The organism is Bradyrhizobium sp. BTAi1, assembly GCF_000015165.1.
GTDB lineage: Bacteria > Pseudomonadota > Alphaproteobacteria > Rhizobiales > Xanthobacteraceae > Bradyrhizobium > Bradyrhizobium denitrificans.
In genome coordinates, this window is sequence record NC_009485.1 from 3,207,932 (window position 1) to 3,227,817 (window position 19,886).

The 19,886-nt window shown below is 66.6% G+C and carries 17 protein-coding genes and 1 pseudogene; 16 read left to right on the forward strand and 2 right to left on the reverse strand.

The features are described from left to right. The first annotated feature begins 86 nt into the window (after window positions 1-86). The 12 genes from BBTA_RS14335 (at window position 87) to BBTA_RS14385 (ending at window position 13,518) form a co-directional block, all read left to right on the forward strand. Window positions 87-761, forward strand: a complete 675-nt coding sequence (locus tag BBTA_RS14335) for a response regulator transcription factor (protein ID WP_006614547.1) — start codon at window positions 87-89, stop codon at window positions 759-761. A gap of 62 nt (window positions 762-823) precedes the next feature. Then, the gene (locus BBTA_RS14340; RefSeq protein ID WP_012043206.1) at window positions 824-2,200 is read left to right on the forward strand and encodes a sensor histidine kinase; all 1,377 of its coding nucleotides are present in this window, start codon (window positions 824-826) and stop codon (window positions 2,198-2,200) included. Window positions 2,201-2,310: 110 nt separating this feature from the next. Continuing rightward, window positions 2,311-3,780: a hypothetical protein gene (locus tag BBTA_RS14345; RefSeq protein ID WP_012043207.1), complete on the forward strand. Its 1,470-nt coding sequence runs from the start codon at window positions 2,311-2,313 to the stop codon at window positions 3,778-3,780. A gap of 105 nt (window positions 3,781-3,885) precedes the next feature. Further along, the gene (locus BBTA_RS14350) at window positions 3,886-4,155 is read left to right on the forward strand and encodes a hypothetical protein (protein WP_012043208.1); all 270 of its coding nucleotides are present in this window, start codon (window positions 3,886-3,888) and stop codon (window positions 4,153-4,155) included. A 138-nt stretch (window positions 4,156-4,293) separates the two neighbouring features. Then, window positions 4,294-5,394 (forward strand): c-type cytochrome biogenesis protein CcmI, encoded by a 1,101-nt coding sequence (gene ccmI, locus BBTA_RS14355; protein WP_012043209.1) that lies wholly within the window; start codon window positions 4,294-4,296, stop codon window positions 5,392-5,394. Window positions 5,395-5,425: 31 nt separating this feature from the next. Then, window positions 5,426-5,938 carry a cytochrome c maturation protein CcmE gene (gene ccmE / locus BBTA_RS14360; protein WP_012043210.1) on the forward strand — a complete coding sequence of 171 codons (513 nt, stop codon included), beginning with the start codon at window positions 5,426-5,428 and terminating at the stop codon, window positions 5,936-5,938. Further along, on the forward strand, window positions 5,935-7,914 hold the full coding sequence (locus BBTA_RS14365) for a heme lyase CcmF/NrfE family subunit (RefSeq protein WP_012043211.1): 1,980 nt from the start codon (window positions 5,935-5,937) through the stop codon (window positions 7,912-7,914). The genes ccmE and BBTA_RS14365 overlap by 4 nt, the downstream gene beginning before the upstream one ends. Before the next feature lie 5 nt (window positions 7,915-7,919). Beyond that, on the forward strand, window positions 7,920-8,408 hold the full coding sequence (locus BBTA_RS14370) for a cytochrome c-type biogenesis protein (RefSeq protein ID WP_012043212.1): 489 nt from the start codon (window positions 7,920-7,922) through the stop codon (window positions 8,406-8,408). A 216-nt stretch (window positions 8,409-8,624) separates the two neighbouring features. Then, window positions 8,625-9,968: a methyl-accepting chemotaxis protein gene (locus BBTA_RS14375; protein ID WP_012043213.1), complete on the forward strand. Its 1,344-nt coding sequence runs from the start codon at window positions 8,625-8,627 to the stop codon at window positions 9,966-9,968. Between the two features lie 653 nt (window positions 9,969-10,621). Then, window positions 10,622-10,885: a hypothetical protein gene (locus BBTA_RS40055; RefSeq protein ID WP_148221440.1), complete on the forward strand. Its 264-nt coding sequence runs from the start codon at window positions 10,622-10,624 to the stop codon at window positions 10,883-10,885. A gap of 91 nt (window positions 10,886-10,976) precedes the next feature. Continuing rightward, window positions 10,977-12,560 (forward strand): Do family serine endopeptidase, encoded by a 1,584-nt coding sequence (locus BBTA_RS14380; RefSeq protein WP_012043214.1) that lies wholly within the window; start codon window positions 10,977-10,979, stop codon window positions 12,558-12,560. A gap of 277 nt (window positions 12,561-12,837) precedes the next feature. Next, entirely contained in the window at window positions 12,838-13,518 is a 681-nt protein-coding gene (locus BBTA_RS14385; protein ID WP_009031474.1) for a response regulator transcription factor, read from the forward strand. A gap of 33 nt (window positions 13,519-13,551) precedes the next feature. On the opposite strand, the gene BBTA_RS14390 is transcribed toward BBTA_RS14385, so the two are convergent. Together BBTA_RS14390 and BBTA_RS14395 are read right to left on the reverse strand one after the other, a co-directional pair. After that, the gene (locus tag BBTA_RS14390) at window positions 13,552-14,226 is read right to left on the reverse strand and encodes a response regulator transcription factor (RefSeq protein ID WP_041750641.1); all 675 of its coding nucleotides are present in this window, start codon (window positions 14,224-14,226) and stop codon (window positions 13,552-13,554) included. A gap of 26 nt (window positions 14,227-14,252) precedes the next feature. Beyond that, complete coding sequence (locus tag BBTA_RS14395; protein ID WP_049795497.1) at window positions 14,253-16,586, reverse strand: GAF domain-containing protein; 2,334 nt, start codon at window positions 16,584-16,586, stop codon at window positions 14,253-14,255. A gap of 368 nt (window positions 16,587-16,954) precedes the next feature. Here BBTA_RS14395 and pufB point away from each other — a divergent pair, with 368 nt between their 5' ends. The 4 genes and pseudogenes from pufB (at window position 16,955) to BBTA_RS14415 (ending at window position 19,658) form a co-directional block, all read left to right on the forward strand. Continuing rightward, a complete protein-coding gene (pufB, locus tag BBTA_RS14400; RefSeq protein WP_008963656.1) occupies window positions 16,955-17,110 on the forward strand; it encodes a light-harvesting antenna LH1, beta subunit in 156 nt (51 codons plus the stop codon). A 10-nt stretch (window positions 17,111-17,120) separates the two neighbouring features. Beyond that, window positions 17,121-17,300 (forward strand): annotated as a pseudogene (locus tag BBTA_RS41605) (light-harvesting protein); the annotation flags it as partial. A 328-nt stretch (window positions 17,301-17,628) separates the two neighbouring features. Beyond that, window positions 17,629-19,056: a PucC family protein gene (locus BBTA_RS14410; RefSeq protein WP_012043219.1), complete on the forward strand. Its 1,428-nt coding sequence runs from the start codon at window positions 17,629-17,631 to the stop codon at window positions 19,054-19,056. Between the two features lie 14 nt (window positions 19,057-19,070). Continuing rightward, on the forward strand, window positions 19,071-19,658 hold the full coding sequence (locus BBTA_RS14415) for a hypothetical protein (protein WP_012043220.1): 588 nt from the start codon (window positions 19,071-19,073) through the stop codon (window positions 19,656-19,658). Window positions 19,659-19,886: the final 228 nt, after the last annotated feature.

The following is a 19,886-nucleotide window of genomic DNA, read 5'->3' on the forward strand; positions in this document are numbered from 1 at the left end:
TCGGTCGGGTTCCGTTCATGCGCGGTTCACGGCCTTCCGGTTCATCTTGAGGGCGGAAATCGTGCAGTTCAGCTTTGGAGGCAAGCGTGCGTCTGCTCGTTGTCGAGGACGATCCGGATCTCAACCGCCAGCTTACGACCGCGCTGAGCGACGCCGGCTACGTCGTGGACCGTGCGTTCGACGGTGAGGAAGGGCACTATCTGGGCGATAGCGAGCCCTACGATGCCGTGGTGCTCGATATCGGCCTGCCCAAGATGGACGGCATCTCGGTGCTGGAAGCGTGGCGGCGCAATGGCCGGGCGATGCCGGTTCTGATCCTGACCGCACGCGATCGCTGGAGCGACAAGGTGCAGGGCTTCGACGCCGGTGCCGACGATTACGTCGCCAAGCCGTTCCATCTCGAGGAGGTGCTGGCGCGCATTCGCGCGCTGCTGCGCCGCTCGGCCGGCCATGCCCAGAGCGAATTGACCTGCGGGCCCGTCACGCTTGACACCCGCACCGGTAAGGTCAGCGTGTCGGGCAATCCCGTCAAGATGACCTCACATGAATACCGGCTGCTATCCTATCTGATGCATCATTCCGGCCGCGTCGTGTCGCGCAGCGAGCTGGTCGAGCATCTCTACGACCAGGACTTCGACCGCGACTCGAACACCATCGAGGTGTTCGTCGGCCGTATCAGGAAGAAGCTCGACTGCGACGTCATCCAGACCGTGCGTGGCCTCGGTTATCTCCTGACGCCGCCACCGGCTGCCGGGGCGTAATCCGCCCTCCGGCGACGCCTTTCCCTGTGGCCCGGCGCCGGTCGTTTGGCTAATTTGCGGTCATGCGCCAGAGTTCACTTGCCACCCGGTTGTTCCTGTCCGCGACCGCGTGGCTCGTGGTCATCCTCGCCATCACCGGCATCGTGCTGTCCTCGGTGTATCGCAATGCGACCGAGCGCGCCTTCGACCGCCGGCTCAACCTCTATCTGCGGACGCTGATTGCCGAGGTGGCGACCCCCGACGATCCGCCGGAGCGCCAATTCCAGTCGCTCGGCGAGCCGCTGTTCGAGCTGCCGCTGTCCGGCTGGTATTGGCAGATCACCCGCACCGACGCCGACAAGCCGGAGGTGCGGGCGTCGCGCTCGCTGTGGGACAAGAAGCTGCCGAAGCTGGAAGATCAAGGCATCGAGTTGACCGCGGCCGGTATCAGGATCGGCTATGTCGAGGGGCCTGAGAACCAGGACCTGCGGATGGTCGAGCGTCCCGTCGATCTCGGCTCCGACGGCAAGTTCCTGGTCAGCGTCGCCGGGGATGCCTCGGAGATCTTCGACGAGACCCGCAGCTTTGATTATTACCTCGGCGGCACCTTCACCGCGCTCGGCATCGTGCTGCTGCTGACCACGATCTTCCAGGTCCGCTACGGCCTCGCGCCGCTGAAGCGCATCTCCGAATCGATCGCCGATATCCGTTCCGGCCGGGCGGAGCGCCTGGAAGGGGAGTTTCCGGTCGAGATCGCGCCGCTGGCGCGCGAGACCAATGCGCTTATCGACGCCAACCGCGAGATCGTCGAGCGCGCGCGCACCCATGTCGGCAATCTCGCCCATGCGATCAAGACCCCGCTCTCGGTCATCGTGAATGAGGCGGCGACGCATTCGGCCGATCCGTTCGCGGCCAAGGTCATGGAGCAGGCGGATGTGATGCGCGATCAGCTTGCCCACCACCTCGAGCGGGCCCGCATCGCTGCCCGCGTCACCATCGTCTCGACGGTGACCGAGGTAGCGCCGGCGATCGAGGCGCTGCGCCGCACCATGGAGAAGATCTATCGCGCGCGCAGCATCGTGGTCGAGACGACCGCCGATCCGGCCGCCCGGTTCCGGGGCGAGCGCCAGGATCTGGAGGAAATGGTCGGCAATCTGGTCGACAATGCCTGTAAATGGGCGACGTCGCGGGTCGCGGTCGAGGTCAGCGTGGAGCCGCCGGCCCAGGCGGGGGCCACGCCGATGCTGCGCATCATCGTCGACGATGACGGCCGCGGCCTGTCGGCGGCCGAGCGCGCCCAGGTGCTGCGCCGCGGCCAGCGGCTGGACGAATCCAAGCCCGGGTCGGGGCTGGGCCTGTCGATCGTCAACGATCTCGCCGGCCTCTACGGCGGCCGTTTGACGCTAGACGACGCCCCGATCGGGGGGCTGCGGGCCGAACTGAGATTGCCCGGCGTCTGACCGGGCGGCGATTTTCGCCATCCTAAAGGTGTTCTTAATAACGCGGGCGCTATGGTTGAGGCCGGGGTGCGCGATGTGCGCTCTCGCCGTGGAAATTTGCACGCCGGCGCATGGGTCAGACAGCTCACGAGCGGTTAAGGGAATATCTCGGGCAGCTGCCGCCGAACGCGCAGTCGCTGTTGATGCGCGAGTTCGAGCGCGCCATCGAACGCGGCCAGGATGTCGCGGTCGCCACCTTGGTGCTCGAGCAGTTGCGCAAGGTGGTGCGTCCCGCGCCACCCGCCGCGCCGCCGACGCCCGTCGCAGAGCCGGTGCGGCCGCAACCGGCCATCGAGGTCAGCCGTCCGCCGGCACGCGAGGATCGCCGACAGAGCGGCGACGGTCCGCGCCGGCTGTTTCGCCCGCTTGAGCCTTTCCTGACCGATTCTTCGGGGCCGCTGCGTCCGGGCCAGATCCGCCGCGCCTCGCTGCTCGCCGTCTGGCAGTGGCTCGGCCGCGAAGGCGCGCCGGAGCGCTATGCCGAGTTCGAAGCGGCGCTGTCCACCGCGGGCGATGGCTCGCGCGAGGTCGAGATGGCGGCCCGCAAGCTGCAGCTTGCCACCGCCGAGGCGCTGATGAAGCTGGTCGGCCCCAACGCGACCGGCGACCGCCAGCGCGCGCTCGCGCGCATCGGTGCTCCCAGCGTAATCGAGGATCTGCTGCCGATCGCCCTCGTGTTGCAGAATCGCGAGGCGCTCGACGGTCTCAACGGGCGGCTGCCCGGCATCATCCGGGTGCTCGGCGATTCCCAGATCGCTTCGGTGACCGACGCCATCAACGTGCCGTCATTGCAGACCCCGCTGATGCTGCCTTTCGCGCTGGCGCTGGTGATGCAGCGGCTCGCCGCGCCCTGGCAGATCATCCGCCTCGCCACCAAGATCGCGGCCTCCGATGACGAGATCCGCGTTGCGGCGACGCCGTTCGGCGTCGCCGTCACCATTGCGCTGAACGATCTGGCCAACCTCGCCACGGTGCTGCGTGCCGACATCCGGCGCGGCCATTTCGCCAATCTCGGCGATACGCTGAAGACGCTGCATGATGGCGTTCGCGGCCTGCGCACCGAGCTCGATCTGCGCTCGGAATCGAATTGGGGCAAGCAGCTCACCGCGATCCGCGCTGACATCTCCAACGCGCTGCAATCGGAGATCGACAGCGTGCCGGGCCGTGCCCGCCGCATCCTGCGCCAGCGCGCCGACAAGGACATTCCGGCCGGTGCCGGCGTCGATACCAGCGAGGTCGAAGAGGTCGCGGCGCTGATCGAGTTCGTCGCGGTGTGCCGCAACTACGCCAGTGAGCTCGCCATCAACGAGGTGACGCTGCGGACCTATTCCGATCTGCAGCAATATGTCGAGAAGGCCACCGAGGCTCTGGTGCAATCGCTTCGCAGTGGCGATGCGCGGGCGCGCGCCTATCGGCAATCGCAAGTCTCGGCGGCGATCCGCTTCTGCCACGTCCTGTTCGGCAATGATTATGCTCAGCTGATGAGCCGGGCCGCCGAAAATGCGCTGAATGGCGAGCGAAAATCTTCACGCGCTGGTTGATCTCTCTGCTATAGTTCCATCGTTTTTAGATTGTGGTTTCGTCTGGTCTCGCTCCGGGGCTGGGCACCCGTTCACGCTGTCAATTTCAGACTTTTCATCAAGACCATGATTTCCGTCATCAACTTCGTCGAGGTCGAGAACCGCGTTGTGCGGGCGACCTATCGCAACCTCATGATCAAGGCCAAGGTCGTGCTCGTCGACAAGACGAGCGGGGCGCCGCTGCCCGATCCCGTCACCACGATTGCGTCTCCGGTCCCGGCAGGGTCGCTGCGGATCAGGCTGACCGACGAGATCAGGCCGGGCACCTACTTCCTCATGGCGCTGAACGGCCACGGCACCTATCTGGCCAAAAGCGCGGATTTCGAGGTGCCCTAATTACGTAATCTTCCTGAGTTTTTTGGCTTCGGGGGCTGGGCTACCAGGGTGGCAATTGTGAATTGCCGCCGGGAACGGTGCTGGTTAAAAGCTGCGCAACGCGCGTCTGCCGGTGGACGCCGCCTGGAACTCTGTCTGATGACGCTCTGGTTCGTGTTTGCCGTGATGACGGCCGCGGCGATCTTCGCCGTCCTGCTGCCGCTCGGGCTCGGCGCGCGCGCCGCGTCGGACGGCCGCGAGGTCGCCGTCTATAAGGACCAACTGGCCGAGATCGAGCGTGATGTCGAAACCGGCCTGATCGGCAAGGTCGAGGCCGAGGCGGCGCGGGTCGAGATCGGCCGCCGCCTGCTGGCTGCCGCCGAGCAGGAGGGCGAGGCGCCGGTCCAAACCAGCCTCGGCCTGCGCCGGCTTGCCGCCGTGCTGGCGCTGATCGGGCTGCCGATCGTGGCGCTCGCGGTCTATCTGCCGCTCGGTTCGCCGCAATTGCCGGACTTTCCGCTGACCGCCCGCGCCACGCCCGCGGACGGCTCGCAGCCGCTGGAGAACCTGGTGTCGCAGGTCGAGCAGCATCTGCAGAAGAACCCGACCGACGGCCGCGGCTGGACGGTGCTCGCCCCCGTCCTGGCCCGGCTCGGCCGCACCGAGGACGCGATCCGCGCCTATCGCAACATGATCACCTATGCCGGCGACGGCGCATCCAAGCGCGCCGATCTGGGCGAGATGATCGCGGCGGCCGCGGGGGGCGTCGTCACCGCCGAAGCCAAGGCCGAGTTCGAGCGCGGCCATGCGCTCGACGCCGATGAGCCCAAATCCAATTATTATCTCGGCGTCGCCGCCGAGCAGGACGGCCGCAAGGACGATGCCGCCGCGATCTGGCGGAAGATGCTGAGCAAGGGTCCGGCGGACGCGCCGTGGCGGCCGCTGGTCAGCGCCGCGCTTGCCCGGGTCGGCGGCGGCGAGGCGCCGGCGCTGCCGAACGAGGCCATGGCCGCCGCCAAGGGCATGAGCGACAATGACCGCGAGACGATGATCCGCGGCATGGTCGACCGTCTCGCGGCGCGATTGCAGCAGAATGGCGACGATGTCGAGGGCTGGCTGCGGCTGGTGCGCGCTTATGTCGTGATGGGTGATCTCGACAAGGCCCGATCGGCGTTATCGGATGCGCGCCAGGCCGTGAAGGATACAGAACGGTTGCGCCAGCTCAACGAGGGCGTGAAGACGTTCGGGCTGGATGGATGAGCGGCGCTTCCGCCGCCAACGGGATGTTGGGATGACACGCAAGCAGAGGCGTTTGACGATCATCGGTGGGGCGCTGTTCGTGCTCGCGGTCGCAGCCGGGCTGGTGCTGAATGCGCTGCGCGATTCCATCGTGTTCTTCTCGACGCCGACCATGGTGGCCGAGAAGCACATCGGCCCGGGCAAGCGCTTCCGGCTCGGCGGCCTGGTCCAACCTGGCTCGCTGAAGCGTGGCGACGATCTCGCGGTGACGTTCGAGGTTGCGGATGGCGGCGCCAAGCTGCCGGTCGCCTATAAGGGCATCCTGCCGGATCTGTTCCGCGAAGGGCAGGGCGTCGTCGCCGAGGGCGCGCTCGATGCCGCCGGTGTGTTCAAGGCCGACACCGTGCTTGCCAAGCATGACGAGACCTACATGCCGAAGGAAGTCGCCGACACGCTGAAGAAGCAGGGCCATTGGAAGGACGATTACGGCAAGCCGCAAGCGGCGAAGCCGGGCCCGGTGTCGATGCGCGAGGGCGAGAAGACGGCGGCAGGAGCGACCCAGTGATTGCAGAGAGCGGACATTATGCCCTGGTGCTGGCGCTCGCGCTGGCGCTGATCCAGTCCACCGTGCCGATGCTTGGCGCGCATCAGCGCGACGTTGCGCTGATGAATGTCGGCCGCTCGGCGGCATTGGCGCAGCTTGTCTTCGCCGGCCTGTCCTTCATCGCGCTGATCACCCTGCACGTGACCTCGGATTTCTCCGTCGCCAACGTGTTCGAGAATTCGCACTCGATGAAGCCGCTGCTCTACAAGATCACCGGCGTGTGGGGGAACCACGAAGGCTCGATGCTGCTGTGGGTGTCGATCCTGGCGCTGTTCGGCGCCATGGTCGCACTGTTCGGCAACAATCTGCCGCTGTCGTTGCGCGCCCGCGTGCTCGCGGTGCAGGCCTGGGTCGCGGCCGCCTTCTATCTCTTCATCCTGATGACCTCCAACCCGTTCGCGCGGCTCGCCACCCCGCCGATCGAGGGGCGCGACCTCAATCCGGTGCTGCAGGACATCGGCCTCGCGGTGCATCCGCCGATGCTCTATCTCGGCTATGTCGGCTTCTCGATCTCGTTCTCCTTCGCCATCGCCGCCCTGATCGAAGGCCGCATCGATGCCGCCTGGGCGCGCTGGGTGCGTCCGTGGACCCTGATGGCCTGGATCTTCCTGACGCTCGGCATCGCCATGGGCTCGTACTGGGCCTATTACGAGCTCGGCTGGGGCGGCTGGTGGTTCTGGGACCCGGTCGAGAACGCCTCGCTGATGCCTTGGCTCGCCGGCACCGCGCTCTTGCACTCTGCGCTGGTGATGGAGAAGCGCAACGCGCTCAAGGTCTGGACCATCCTGCTGTCGATCCTGACTTTCTCGCTGTCCTTGCTGGGCACCTTCCTGGTGCGTTCCGGCGTCATCACCTCGGTGCATGCCTTCGCCAGCGATCCCACGCGCGGCGTGTTCATCCTCGGCATCCTCGTGCTGTTCATCGGCGGCAGCCTGACTTTGTTCGCCGGCCGCGCCACCGCGCTGAAGCAGGGCGGCCTGTTCGCGCCGATCTCGCGCGAGGGCGCGCTGGTGCTGAACAATCTGCTGCTCACCGTGAGCTGCGCCACCGTGCTGTTCGGCACGCTCTATCCGGTCATCATGGAGGCGCTCGACTTCAAGCTCTCGGTCGGCGCGCCGTTCTACAACCTCACCTTCGGCCCGCTGTTTGCGCTCTTGCTGCTGATCGTGCCGTTCGGCCCGATGCTGGCCTGGAAGCGCGGCGATCTCGTCGCCGCGGCGCAGCGGCTGCTTGCGGCCGGCGTCGCGTCGCTGGTGGCGATCGCGATCGCCTGGGCCTGGGCGCGCGGCGGCAGCGCGCTGGCGCCGCTCGGCATCGGACTCGGCATCTTCGTCATCACGGGGGCCATCGTCGATCTCGTCGAGCGCAGCGGCGTCGCGCGCGTCCCCTTCAGGACCGCGCTGCACCGTACCCGCGGCCTGCCGCGCTCGGTCTGGGGTACCGCCTTCGCCCATGCCGGCCTCGGTATAGCCCTGCTCGGCATCGTCTGCGAGACCACCTGGAACAGCGAGCTGATCTCGACCTTGCGTCCGGGGGATGTCCGCAATCTCGCCGGCTACGAGATCAAGTTCGACGGCATGACCCAGCGCCAGGGGCCGAACTTCACCGAGGTCGTCAGCACCTTCATCATCAGCGAGGACGGCAGGCAGCTCAGCGTGATGACGCCGTCCAAGCGCAGCTTCGCCACACGCGGCATGTCGACCACGGAGGCGGCGCTGATGACCCGCGGCGTCAGCCAGCTCTATGTCTCGCTCGGCGACACCACGGCCGATGGCGGCCTTGCCGTGCGCATCTATCACAAGCCGCTGGTGCTCTTGATCTGGTTCGGCCCGGTGCTGATGGCGTTCGGCGGGCTGCTCTCGCTGTCGGATCGGCGGCTGCGCGTCGGTGCGCCGCGGCCGGCCCGTGCGGCGCGCGCGCTGCAGCCGGCGGAGTAAAGCGGATGCGGAATCGTCTCCGTCTGGCCTGCCTCGCGCTGCTGCTGCTTGCCGCCCCGGTGGCGCATGCCGTGCAGCCCGACGAGGTCATGGCCGACACCGCCAAGGAGCAGCGCGCCCGCGCGCTGTCGCGCGACCTGCGCTGCATGGTCTGCCAGAACCAGTCGATCGACGATTCCGATGCGCCGCTGGCGCGCGACCTGCGCCTTTTGGTGCGCGAGCGTCTCGCCGCCGGTGACAGTGACAATCAGGTGCTGGATTTCCTGGTCGCCCGCTACGGCCAGTTCGTGCTGCTGAAGCCGCGCTTCGAGCGCCAGACCCTGCTGCTGTGGCTGCTGCCGCCGCTGCTGCTGCTCGGTGGCGGCCTCGCGCTATGGCTGCAGGTCCGCCGCCGCAGCCAGCGCGGCGTCGAGACCGCGCCGAAGCTGACGGCGGAGGAGGAGACGCGCCTCGCCGCCCTGATGGCAGCGGAGCAGCAGCCGCCGGCGTCGTAAAGGCCCGGCTGCAACGCGCTGTCGAGGAGCCGGCGCAGCTCCGGTTTCGGACCAGCCTCCTCATGGTGAGGAGCGCGGCGCCAAGGTCGCGCGGGCGCACATCTCGCAAAGTCCCGTGCTCTCCCGTGGTCGGCACGCCCCCCGGCTTTCAGCTTATTTTACCTTTGTCTGGAAACGTGCGTCAGACATTCCGTCTGACGTTCCCGGGCAAAGCCAATGTTCTCCAACAGCAATCTGACCATCCGCTTCCTCGTGGGGGGCGTCGTCGCCTCGCTTCTGCTGCTGTTGGCGATCGGCGGCGGCACCGGCTTCATCGCGGTGCTCTATCTCAACAACCAGATCACCAGCCTGTCCTCAGACTTCGCGGCCCTGAGCGGCCCGGCGCGCGATCATGCGACCGTCATCTATCAGCAGGCCCAGTCGGCGTTCTCCTGGTTCCTGGTCGCCTGCGTTGCGATTGCGGTGTTCGCCAGCGCCGTCTGCCTGATGACCTATGCCGCCGTGCAAAACGGCATCCTGCGTCCGCTCGCGGCGATGGTCAGCGCCATGCGCGACGTGGCCGACCAGAAATACGACACGCGCATCCCCGGCCTCGGTCTCGGCAACGAGATCGGCCAGCTCGCCGGCGCGCTGGAGGTGTTCAAGACCAACGGCATCGAGCGCCAGCGCCTCACCGAACGCGAGCTGCAGGAGGCGCAGCGCCAGGGCGAGCGCTCGCGCTATCTCGACGGCCGCATTCACTCCTTCAACGAGCTCGTCGCCAGCGTCGTCAGCAGCGTCGCGTCCTCCGCGGTGCGGTTGAAGAGCAATGCCGAGACGCTGTCGCGCGCCGCCAATGACACCTCGGCCAAGGCCAACGCGGTCGAGGCCGCCGCCAACCACGCCAATCGCAGCGTGCAGACGGTGGCCGGCTCGACCGAGGACATGACGAACTCGATCGGCACCATCAGCCGCCGCGTCTCCGACGCCACCCAGCGCGCCGAGGGCGCGGCGTCGCAGGCCGAGAAGAGCAAGAACACGATTCATTCGCTGTCCGATGCCGCCGAGAAGATCGGCACCGTGGTGCAGCTGGTGCAGGCGATCGCCGCGCAGACCAATCTCTTGGCGCTCAACGCCACCATCGAGGCGGCGCGCGCCGGCGAGGCCGGCAAGGGCTTCTCGGTGGTCGCTTCCGAGGTGAAGAACCTCGCCGACCAAACCAGCAAGGCGACCGATGAGATCTCGTCGCATGTCGCCAGCATCCAAGGCATTACGGCCGAGACCCGCGGCGCCATCGACGGCATCTCGACCACGCTCAGCGAGATCAGCGCCATCATGTCCGGCATCGAGGTCGACACCTCGCAGCAGCGCAACGCCACCCAGGATATCTCCAAGAGCGTCCAGGAAGCCGCCCGCGGCACCCTCGACGTCTCCAACCACATCGCCCAGATCACCTCCACCTCGGCCGAAACCGGCCGCCTCGCTACCGACGCCCGCGATGCCGCCGGCGAGCTGTCGCAACAGGCCGAGACGCTGAAGCGCGAGGTCGACGCGTTCATCATCAGCGTGAAGGCGAGCTGATCAGGCGACAAGTGACGCTCATCGACGTCTTCGCTATGCTGTGAGGCACACCTCTCTCCATTGTCGTGGCCGGGCTTGACCCGATACACACGAGCTCAACACACTCGGGCGTCATGCGCGGGCTTGACCCGCGCATCCATCTCCCGCGCAAAGCGGAAAAACGTGGATGGCCGGGTCAAGCCCGTCATCAGGTGAGATCGCGCGTGTCCGACGCACGCGGCCATGGGAGCGGCGAGCTCCCGGCCTTTCCTGCGTCCTCGCCGTGAGGGTGAGATGTCGGGCATGGCTCGGGCGCGGAATGCGTCGCGAGGGTGATGGGGCTCGGCTTGCTGTCATGTCTCTCCGTGGGCTGTTTGACAGTGTGGATCGGGATGGCTCTTCGCGTCATTGCGAGCATGCGCTCGCAAAGAGGGGAGTTTGAGTCGAGTAGTACTCAGGCGAGCCGAGGACAGTCTCAGTCAGAGGATCCAGGACTCCGTGGCGTCGTGGCTTGACCGAGAGGCCGCGGCGTACGGGATTCCCCGCCTTCGCGGGGAATGACGGCTGAGGGCGGGGCGGGAGCTTGCGCGACATTGATGGGGGCGGTGATCCCCGCATGTCGCTTCGCTCATGCGGGCTACGGGGCCCGGACGCAGCCGGAACGGGGAGGGCGGATGAGTGCCAGCGTCATCCGTCGTTTTGGCCAGGCGGTTGGTGTGGTGGTCTACGCCTGCGGTGAACCCGCGGCGAACGGACGGGAGGTGCGCTACGACTTTGGTCGGGCGGTCACAGAGATGGCAGCGGTGGGGCTGTCGGGACTGCGACAAGAGATTGAAAGTACGCCTCTTTTCTTGCGTGGCCCGCGATCTGCGCCATTCTGCCGCAGTCTTCATGTCCGTCCATTACAGAAGTTTAACGCCGCAGCCAGCACGCCGTAAGGCGGCGAGCCCCATCTTCACTGGCGAACGGGGCGAGTAGCCCGGGACCCAAGTTTTGACCTTGAACAAAATCGCTTGCGGAGAAAACCGTATGACTGACCGTCCGACCGACCTGTCCTCGCTTCCCTCCTATCGCCAGCCCTGGCGTGGGCTGTTCTCGGCGCGCAAATTCGCGCTGATGGCCTCCGTGGTCGCGGGCCTCGGCGTCGCCGCCTATGGCCTGTCGCCGCAGGGGGCGCCGCTCGACCTGTTCTCGACCTCGGCGCATGCGCAGGTCGCGAATGAGGTCAGCAAGGTGGCGCGCCCGGTCGGCTTTGCCGACATCGTGGAGCGGGTGAAGCCGTCGGTGATTTCGGTCAAGGTCAATATCGCGGAGAAGGTCGCCAAGAACGACAGCGACGACGACACGCCGTTCCAGCCGGGCTCGCCGATGGAGCGCTTCTTCCGCCGCTTCGGCGGTGAGAACGGCATTCCCGGCATGCCGGGCCGCGGCGGCCGCGGTGGCGGTCGCGCCGTGACCGGCCAAGGCTCCGGCTTCTTCATCTCCGCCGACGGCTATGCGGTGACCAACAATCACGTGGTCGACGGCGCCGACAAGGTCGAGGTCACCACCGACGACGGCAAGACCTATAGCGCCAAGGTGATCGGCACCGACCAGCGCACGGATCTGGCGTTGATCAAGGTCGAGGGTGGCTCGAACTTCCCGTTCGCCAAGCTCGCCGACGGCAAGCCGCGCATCGGCGACTGGGTGCTGGCGGTCGGCAATCCGTTCGGCCTCGGCGGCACGGTGACGGCTGGTATCGTCTCGGCCGTGGGCCGCGACATCGGCAACGGCCCGTATGACGATTTCATCCAGATCGACGCGCCCGTGAACAAGGGCAATTCCGGCGGTCCGGCGTTCGATGTCGACGGCAATGTCGTGGGCGTCAACACCGCGATCTATTCCCCCTCCGGCGGCAGCGTCGGCATCGCGTTCTCGATCCCGGCTTCGACGGTCAAGAGCGTGATCGCGCAGCTCAAGGACAATGGCTCGGTCAGCCGCGGCTGGATCGGCGTGCAGATCCAGCCGGTGACGCAGGACATCGCCGACAGCCTGGGCATGAAGAAGGCCGAGGGCGCGCTGGTCGCTGAGCCCCAGGCCGATGGTCCGGCGGCGAAGGCGGGCATCCGGTCCGGCGACGTCATCACCTCGGTCAATGGCGAACCGGTGAAGGACGCGCGTGAGCTCGCCCGCACCATCGGCGGTCTCGCGCCCGGCGCGTCGGTCAAGCTGAACGTGCTGCAGAAGGGCCAGGAGAAGACCATCAGCCTGACGCTCGGCAAGCTGCCGAACACGATCGAGGCCAAGGCCGACACCGGCGGCGACAATTCCAGCCCGACCCGCGGCGCCGATGTGCCGAAGCTCGGCATGACCGTCGCTCCGGCATCGAGCGTGGCCGGCGCCGGCAAGGAAGGCGTCGTCGTCACCGAGGTCGATCCGAAGAGCGCCGCGGCCGATCGCGGCTTCAAGGAAGGCGACGTCATCCTCGAAGTGGCCGGCAAGAGCGTGACCTCGGCCGGTGACGTGCGCGAGGCCATCAATGCCGCCCGCAACGACAACAAGAACAGCGTGCTGATGCGGGTGAAGAGCGGCGGCCAGTCGCGCTTCGTCGCGGTGCCGCTGGCCAAAGGCTGATGAAGGGCTGAGGCTTTCACGAGATGGAGAGTCGCCGGCATGTTGCCCCCGCGTCGGCGGCTCTTCCTGGGGGCGGGCATAAGTCCCGCTCCCGCAAACCTTCCGGTAGGAACAACGCCCCCCTCCGTCGGAAGGAACTCGGGCGGTGAAGTCCCCCAGCTTCACCGCCCACTTTCCCCGTTTGATTAACCCCCCGGGCTGAGGCCGCCTTGCACGGAAACGGCGGCCGGGCCATGTAGATGGACATCCAACCGTGACCGTCGCCCCCGTTTCCGCAATGCGCCTCCTGATCATCGAAGACGACCGCGAGTCCGCCGACTATCTGGTCAAGGCGTTCCGCGAAGTCGGGCATGTCGCCGATCTCGCTGGCGATGGCGAGGAGGGCCTCGCCATGGCCGAGAGCGGCGATTACGACGTGCTGGTGGTCGACCGCATGCTGCCCAAGCGCGACGGCCTGTCCTTGATCGGCGCGCTGCGCGACAAGGGCAACCGCACCCCGGTTCTCATCCTGTCGGCGCTCGGGCAGGTCGACGACCGCATCAAGGGCCTGCGCGCCGGCGGCGACGATTATCTGCCGAAGCCCTACGCGTTTGCCGAACTGCTCGCCCGCGTCGAGGTGCTGTCGCGCCGCCATGGCGGGCCGGCCGAGGAGACGACCTACAAGGTCGGCGATCTCGAGCTCGACCGCCTGTCGCATCGGGTCGCCCGCGGCAAGGACGAATTGACCCTGCAGCCGCGCGAGTTTCGCCTGCTCGAATATCTGATGAAGCATGCGGGGCAGGTGGTCACGCGCACGATGCTGCTGGAGAACGTCTGGGATTATCATTTCGATCCGCAGACCAACGTGATCGACGTCCACATCTCGCGGCTGCGCTCCAAGATCGACAAGGGTTTTGACCGCCCGCTGCTGCACACCATCCGCGGCGCCGGCTACATGATCCGCGACGGGTTGCGGTGATCCGCGATGGCGGGCTGCAGACCCGTCACCGTCTCATGGCGCGCTCAGCCAGCCCTTGCCGATGGCGTAGTGGATCAGCTCGACCCGGCTCTGGAAGCCGAGCTTGGTCATGCAGCGCTTCTTGTAGGTCTCGACGCTCTTGACGCCGATCTGCAGTTTCAGCGCGATGGTCTTGGCGCTGTATCCGGCCGCCGTCAGCCGCGCCACTTCGGCCTCGCGCAGGCTGAGCTCGACGCCGGAGAGCGCGTCGGCGCGGATCGGGATCTGCCGCGCCGCCGTCCCGAGCGCGCGCTCGGCGATCGCGGGATCGAGATAGACCGCGCCGGCGGCGACCGCGTGAATGCCACGGTTCAGCTCCTCGGTGGCCGTGCGCTTCAGGACATAGCCGACGATGCCGATCTCGAGCGCCTGGCGGAAATAGGCGGCGTCCTCGTGCACGGTCAAGAGCAGCACGCGGCTGCTGGGACAGGCGGCCAGCAGCTTCCGCGCCACCTCGATGCCGCTCATGCCGGGCATCGAGAGATCCAGCACCACCACGTCGGGCCGCAGGTCGATGGCCCGCCGCAGCGCGGTCGGGCCGTCGAGCGCCGATCCGACCAGGTCCAATTGCGCGTCCTCGGCGATCAGCGCCTTGATGCCGTCGAGCACGATCGGGTGATCGTCGGCAAAGAACACGCGGATGCGCGCCGATGTCTGCAGCTCGTCCATCTGGGTTTCCCGGCCCCTCGTCGCCATCAGAGCGGCACCCTGGCAAAGACGGTGGTGCCGCGTCCCGGCGAGGATTCGATTTCCAGCGAGCCGCCGACCAGCGCCAGCCGTTCCCGGATGCCGAGCAGTCCGAGCCGCATCGCCGGACTGGCCGTGGGGTCGTCCGCATCGGCAGGAAAGCCGCGGCCGTCATCTTCCACGATCATGCTCACCTCGCGATCGGTGACGTTGAGGATCACGCCGACCTTGCGGGCCTCGGCATGCCTGACCACGTTGGTCAGGGTCTCCTGCAGGACCCTGTAGAGCGTGGCCTCGATGGCCTTCGGCAATCGCATGTCCTTGGGCGACAGATGCAGATAGTAGTTGAGGGCGGCGTTCTCGCTCCAGGTTTCCAGCAGGCTCTCGATCGCCTTCTGCAGCCCCAGATCGTCGATTGCGCTCGGGCGGATCTCGGTGGCGATGCGGTGGACGTCGCGCCCGAGGCTGTCCGCGATAGTCTTGATGCCGTCGAACCGCTGCTGCAGCTTTGGCCCGCCGGCGATCTCATGGCCGATCGCCTGCAATCCGAGCTGCAGCATCGTCAGCGACTGGCCCAGCGTATCGTGCAGCTCGCGGGCGATGCGCTGCCGCTCGGTCTCCTGATCCGCCACTGTGCGGCGGAGCACCTGGGTGAGGTCGCCCTCGACGGCGGCGCGCAGCTCGGTCTCCTTGCGCAGCGCACGGGCGAGCCGCTCCGATTGCGCCAGCCGCTCGTTGAGCTCGCTCGTCAGCCGCTCCTGCCTCTGCCGGGCGGCTTCGCGCTCGCGCGCGAGCTGGTCGATGCGCCGCAGCACCACCTCGAGCAGCGCCACCCTGAGCCGGTGCGCCGCTTCGACCTCCGCCGCGAGCCAGGGCGAGGCGTGCAATCGAACCAGCTCCTGCCACATCGCGAAGCTGGTCCGCGGCGTCAGCATCTCATGGTCCGACCCGCCTTGCGCCGGCTTGGCCGGCTTGCCCGCCCAATTGACCGTCTGCACCAGCTCGGGACGAAACCACAGCACATAGTCGCGCGGACTCTTGGACACCGACAACGCCAGCAACCCGCTGGCGACATCGGCGAAATGTTCGGCGGGCGGATAGAGCAGGGCGAGGCAGTCGGTCTGAAACACGCCCTCTTTGACGGTCGCGTTCAGCCAACCGACAATCGCCTCGGTCGCCTCGCGATCCGGCGTCGCTCCGATATTGGTGAACTGCCCGTCGATCCACAGGCCGACGCCGCCGGCCGGAATGAGATCGAGCAGATTGGGCCGAAACCGGACCAGGCCAGCCGCGAGCTCGGATTCCCGGCTCAGCCGGTTGAGCAGCTCTTCATGGATCTTCGCGCTGCGCTTCTGCAGTTCGAAGCTCTCGGCGGCGAGCCGGGCTTCCAGATGCGAGGACACCATCTCGGCGAACAACTCACAGGCCTCGCGCAAGCCGTAGGGCAGATAGCGCGGTTCGCGGTGGTGGCAGGCGATCAGGCCCCATAGCCGGCCACGCATGATGATCGACATCGACATCGATGCCACCACGCCCATATTGGCGAGGTATTGGCGGTGGATCGGCGAGACGCTGCGCAGCGTGCTCTGGCTGAGATCGAGCGCGGCGGCCGGTGGCGCGTCGCCGAGCGACAGGATCGGCGCCGGCGCATAGCGCGCATCCGGGATCGCGCGAATCCAGTTGGTGCGGTAGAGCTCGCGCGCCTGCTTTGGAATATCGGAAGCCGGATAATGCAGGCCAAGAAAGGACTCGACGTCCGGCGCCGCGGCCTCGGCGATGACGGCGCCGCTGCCATCGTCCAGGAAACGATAGAACATCACCCGGTCGAAGCCGATGAGGTGGCGGACCTCATCGACCACGGCCTGACAGAACGACGGCGCCGTCTCCGTCTGCTGGATGTTGCGCAGCATGCCCTTGACGGCCGCAAGCGGATTGTCCGGCGCTTGCTCGCGTCGGAGCTCGATTTCGACCACGAGCACCGCGCCGCTGCGAAAGGCGATCACGTCGGCGTTCGCCTCGGAATGTCCGGCCATGCTGAAGGCATGCACCGCGCGTTGCGGGCCGGCGCCGCCAGCGAGCATGCGCAACTGTCTCATCTGGTCAGGCGAGAACAGCCGCGAAGCGCTGTCTCCCAGCAGCGTCTGTGGCGCCGCCGTCAGCAGGCCGGCCACATCACCGCCGGCATGTGTGATCCGGAGCTCTTCAGGATCGAGCCCGAGCAGCAGGCCGTGGGGCTGGATTGCACCTGGTGTGCGGATCGGCTCGCGGTCGCAGAGCGTCAGATCCGCTTCGCTGACGCAGGAGATGGGAGCGTTCGCCGTGCCGTCGAAGATCGGATCCATCGCTGCCATCAGTGTCACGATTTCGGTGAATGCTAATCCCGCAACCGTCGTGTGCCGACAGGCGCGCCGCGCGTTTCAATGTCCGGGATTATCCTGACAGTCCAGAATGTCCATTATAATTGACATTAACGTATGTAAATCAGAATTTACGTGGTGACAGCGGTTCTGTTTGGACACTCGATTATCAAGGCGGGATTGCGGTCACTCTGGACAACAAACGCTGCTCATGCGGGCCGGCGAAGGCACCGTCGTGCCCGGATCGAGCCGGCTGTCACGTCCAGGCGCGGGCAACGCGCTCGCGAGAGTGAAGCGAGACGACACGGTTCAGCACGAGAGACCAACCATGAGACAATACAGGAGGTGACGTGATGCCGGACGATCCCAACAGAGTTTGGCCGACGGGACTGACGATCCCGGAATCGGAGGAATTGCACAAGCACGTAATCGACGGCGCCCGCGTGTTCTTCGTGATCGCATGTGTCGCGCACTTGCTTGCGTACATCTATTCGCCCTGGCTGCATTGAGGGGGCCGACATGAACCAAGGTCGGATCTGGTGCGTGGTCAACCCCACGGTCGGCTTGCCGCTCTTTCTCGGAAGCGTCGCGCTGACATCGCTGTGCGTTCACTACACGGTGCTGACGCACACCACGTGGATGGGGGCGTTCTTCGAGGGCGGAAAATCCAAGAAGGCCTCGCTGGAGGAAACCGTGTCGCCGGTGGCCCTGAACGCGAAGGCCGTGCCGGGCTATGTCATCTCAGTCGCTCCCGTGTCGGCAGAGAATGCGAGGGCCGGCTCGTCCTTCGTCGTCACGGTCGCGCCCGTTCCTGCGCAAGCTCAGGCGACGTCCGAAGACACGACGAGTCACGCGCCGGACAAGGTGTCGCTAGCCACGCTCGCACCGCGCGACGACAAATAGGCGGCGCCGTTCGCGGACAATGAAGACGGACCGGGATCTACGGACCCCGGTCATTTTCGCGGGGGAGCGAGACACAGCTCAGCCGCGGTGATGGCGCGCATCTGCTCGGATGGTTTCAGAGATGATGAATCGGGTCAGCCAAAGCTTGATGAAGGGCTGGATCGGGTTGGGGTCGCGCTTTCTGCCTTTTGCCGATGCCGCCACCCCCGATCTGCCGCTCTCCCGGCTGCTGCGCCTGTCGCTGTTTCAGGTCTCGGTCGGCATGTCGCTGGTGCTGCTGATCGGCACGCTCAACCGTGTGATGATCGTCGAACTCGGCGTGCCGGCATCGCTGGTCGGGATCATGCTGTCGCTGCCGCTGATCTTCGCGCCGTTCCGCGCCGTGATCGGCTTCCGCTCCGACACGCATCGCTCCGAGCTGGGCTGGAAGCGGGTGCCCTTCATCTACAAGGGCACGATGTTGCAGTTCGGCGGCCTCGCCATCATGCCGTTCGCGCTGCTGGTGCTGTCGGGCGGCGGGCAGGCTGGCCATGCGCCGGCCTGGATCGGTCAGCTCGGCGCTGCCCTGTCCTTTCTTCTGGTCGGTGTCGGATTGCATACGACCCAGACCGTCGGCCTTGCACTCGCGACCGATCTGGCGCCGGTCGAGTCGCAGCCGAAGGTGGTCGGACTGATGTATGTGATGCTGCTGCTCGGAACGATGGCCAGCGCGCTGTTGTTCGGCATCCTGCTCGCGGATTTCAGCCCGGCGCGTCTGATCCAGGTGATCCAGGGGACTGCGGTCGCCACGATCGTGTTCAACGCCATCGCGTTGTGGAAGATGGAGGCGCGCGGCCGCTCGACCAAGACGGTCGCCCATGTGCCGACCTTTCAGCAGTCGTGGGAAAGCTACCTCCGTGGCGGACAGGCGATGCGCCGGCTCGTCACCGTCGGCCTTGGGACGATGGCATTCAGCATGGAGGATGTCCTGCTTGAGCCCTATGGGGGGCAGATCCTGCATCTGACCGTCGGAGATACGACCAAGCTGACCGCGGCGCTCGCCGTTGGCGGCCTGTCCGGCTTTGGACTCGCATCGCGCGTGTTGAGCCGCGGCTTCGATCCGTTCCGGATGGCGGGTTACGGTGCGCTGGTCGGCATCCCGGCGTTTCTCGCGGTGATCGCGGCCGCGCCGTTGTCCTCCGCATTGCTGTTTGGCTTGGGCACGCTTCTGATCGGCTTCGGCGCCGGCCTGTTCGGTCATGGCACCCTGACGGCCACCATGAACCTGGCGCCGCAAGACCAGGCTGGTCTCGCGCTTGGGGCCTGGGGAGCGGTTCAGGCTTCCGCGGCGGGCGTGGCGATCGCGCTCGGCGGGATCATGCGTGATCTGGTTGCGAGCGTTGCGCCGCCAAACACGCTGGGCGCGGCCACTGGATATGTTTCGGTCTACGCACTGGAAATCATCATGCTGCTCGCCACGCTGCTGACCATGGCCCATCTCGTTCGTGATGGTCAGGACGGGCGTCTGCAAGCACGAGTGAGGCCCGACAACGCAGGGGTCCGGACCACCTGAGCATTGGAGAAGCCATGAGTCAGACGATCAGCCGAATGTACGCCACGCCTGCGCAGGCTGCGAACGCCAAGGCGGCGCTCGAGCAAGAGGGCTATTCCGAAGTCTATCTCGTGTCGCGCGACAGCGCGGGCGAGTCCAGCGATGACATCGTCGCGGCGATCACGCGGGGATACGTCCTGAAGTCGCACGCGCGGGTCTATGCCGAGGGCGTCAGCAGGGGCGGGGCGCTGGTGACGGTGCACGCGCCTTTCACCGGCGGCGGCAGGGCCATTCAGATTCTCGGCAATTTCGGACCGATCGATTCCGGAGTTTCCGAACCCGAGAGCCATGTGATGCCCTGGGACGAGGCGACGCCGATGTCGTGCATCCTGCACATGCCGGTGTTGCTGGACGACCCGACGCCGTTTGCCAGGTTCTGGAACGTCCCTACATTGTCGCGCAGTTCGTTGGCGCTATCCGCGCTGCTTGGACTGCCCTTGCTGCGGCGGTTCGATCCGGGCACCTCGTCGTTCGGCATTCCTCTGCTCAGCCACGACGCTTCGCCGCTGTCGTCGCTGCTGCGCATTCCAACCTTGATCCGACAAAGTCCAGTGCGGAGATAGAGGCGGGGTCGCCCCGACAAGGAAGCCCAGATTGGTGCGTGGAGCCGTGCGGTGCTCACGGCTTGAAGCGCCGGACCGCCGTCCCTGCCGATCGAGGGCGGCTCCGGCATGGCCATGTCCAGGCCGCATGCTCGCCCTTCCTGTCAGTGGGAGGTCTGCGGTTCTCACCCGGGGATCCTGACGGGTCGGCGCCCCTGTTCATGAACGCTTTGTCACTTCTGGCTAGCA

Bases quoted from the DNA above. Each gene is read 5' to 3' on its own strand.
- ccmE (WP_012043210.1), top strand. From the start codon at position 5,426: ATGACACGCAAGCAGAGGCGTTTGACGATCATCGGTGGGGCGCTGTTC.
- BBTA_RS14345 (WP_012043207.1), top strand. From the start codon at position 2,311: ATGGGTCAGACAGCTCACGAGCGGTTAAGGGAATATCTCGGGCAGCTG.
- BBTA_RS14340 (WP_012043206.1), top strand. From the start codon at position 824: ATGCGCCAGAGTTCACTTGCCACCCGGTTGTTCCTGTCCGCGACCGCG.
- BBTA_RS14390 (WP_041750641.1), bottom strand. From the start codon at position 14,226: ATGGACGAGCTGCAGACATCGGCGCGCATCCGCGTGTTCTTTGCCGAC.
- BBTA_RS14370 (WP_012043212.1), top strand. From the start codon at position 7,920: ATGCGGAATCGTCTCCGTCTGGCCTGCCTCGCGCTGCTGCTGCTTGCC.
- ccmI (WP_012043209.1), top strand. From the start codon at position 4,294: ATGACGCTCTGGTTCGTGTTTGCCGTGATGACGGCCGCGGCGATCTTC.
- BBTA_RS14385 (WP_009031474.1), top strand. From the start codon at position 12,838: ATGCGCCTCCTGATCATCGAAGACGACCGCGAGTCCGCCGACTATCTG.
- BBTA_RS40055 (WP_148221440.1), top strand. From the start codon at position 10,622: ATGAGTGCCAGCGTCATCCGTCGTTTTGGCCAGGCGGTTGGTGTGGTG.
- pufB (WP_008963656.1), top strand. From the start codon at position 16,955: ATGCCGGACGATCCCAACAGAGTTTGGCCGACGGGACTGACGATCCCG.
- BBTA_RS14350 (WP_012043208.1), top strand. From the start codon at position 3,886: ATGATTTCCGTCATCAACTTCGTCGAGGTCGAGAACCGCGTTGTGCGG.
- BBTA_RS14410 (WP_012043219.1), top strand. From the start codon at position 17,629: ATGAATCGGGTCAGCCAAAGCTTGATGAAGGGCTGGATCGGGTTGGGG.
- BBTA_RS14375 (WP_012043213.1), top strand. From the start codon at position 8,625: ATGTTCTCCAACAGCAATCTGACCATCCGCTTCCTCGTGGGGGGCGTC.
- BBTA_RS14395 (WP_049795497.1), bottom strand. From the start codon at position 16,586: ATGGATCCGATCTTCGACGGCACGGCGAACGCTCCCATCTCCTGCGTC.
- BBTA_RS14415 (WP_012043220.1), top strand. From the start codon at position 19,071: ATGAGTCAGACGATCAGCCGAATGTACGCCACGCCTGCGCAGGCTGCG.
- BBTA_RS14380 (WP_012043214.1), top strand. From the start codon at position 10,977: ATGACTGACCGTCCGACCGACCTGTCCTCGCTTCCCTCCTATCGCCAG.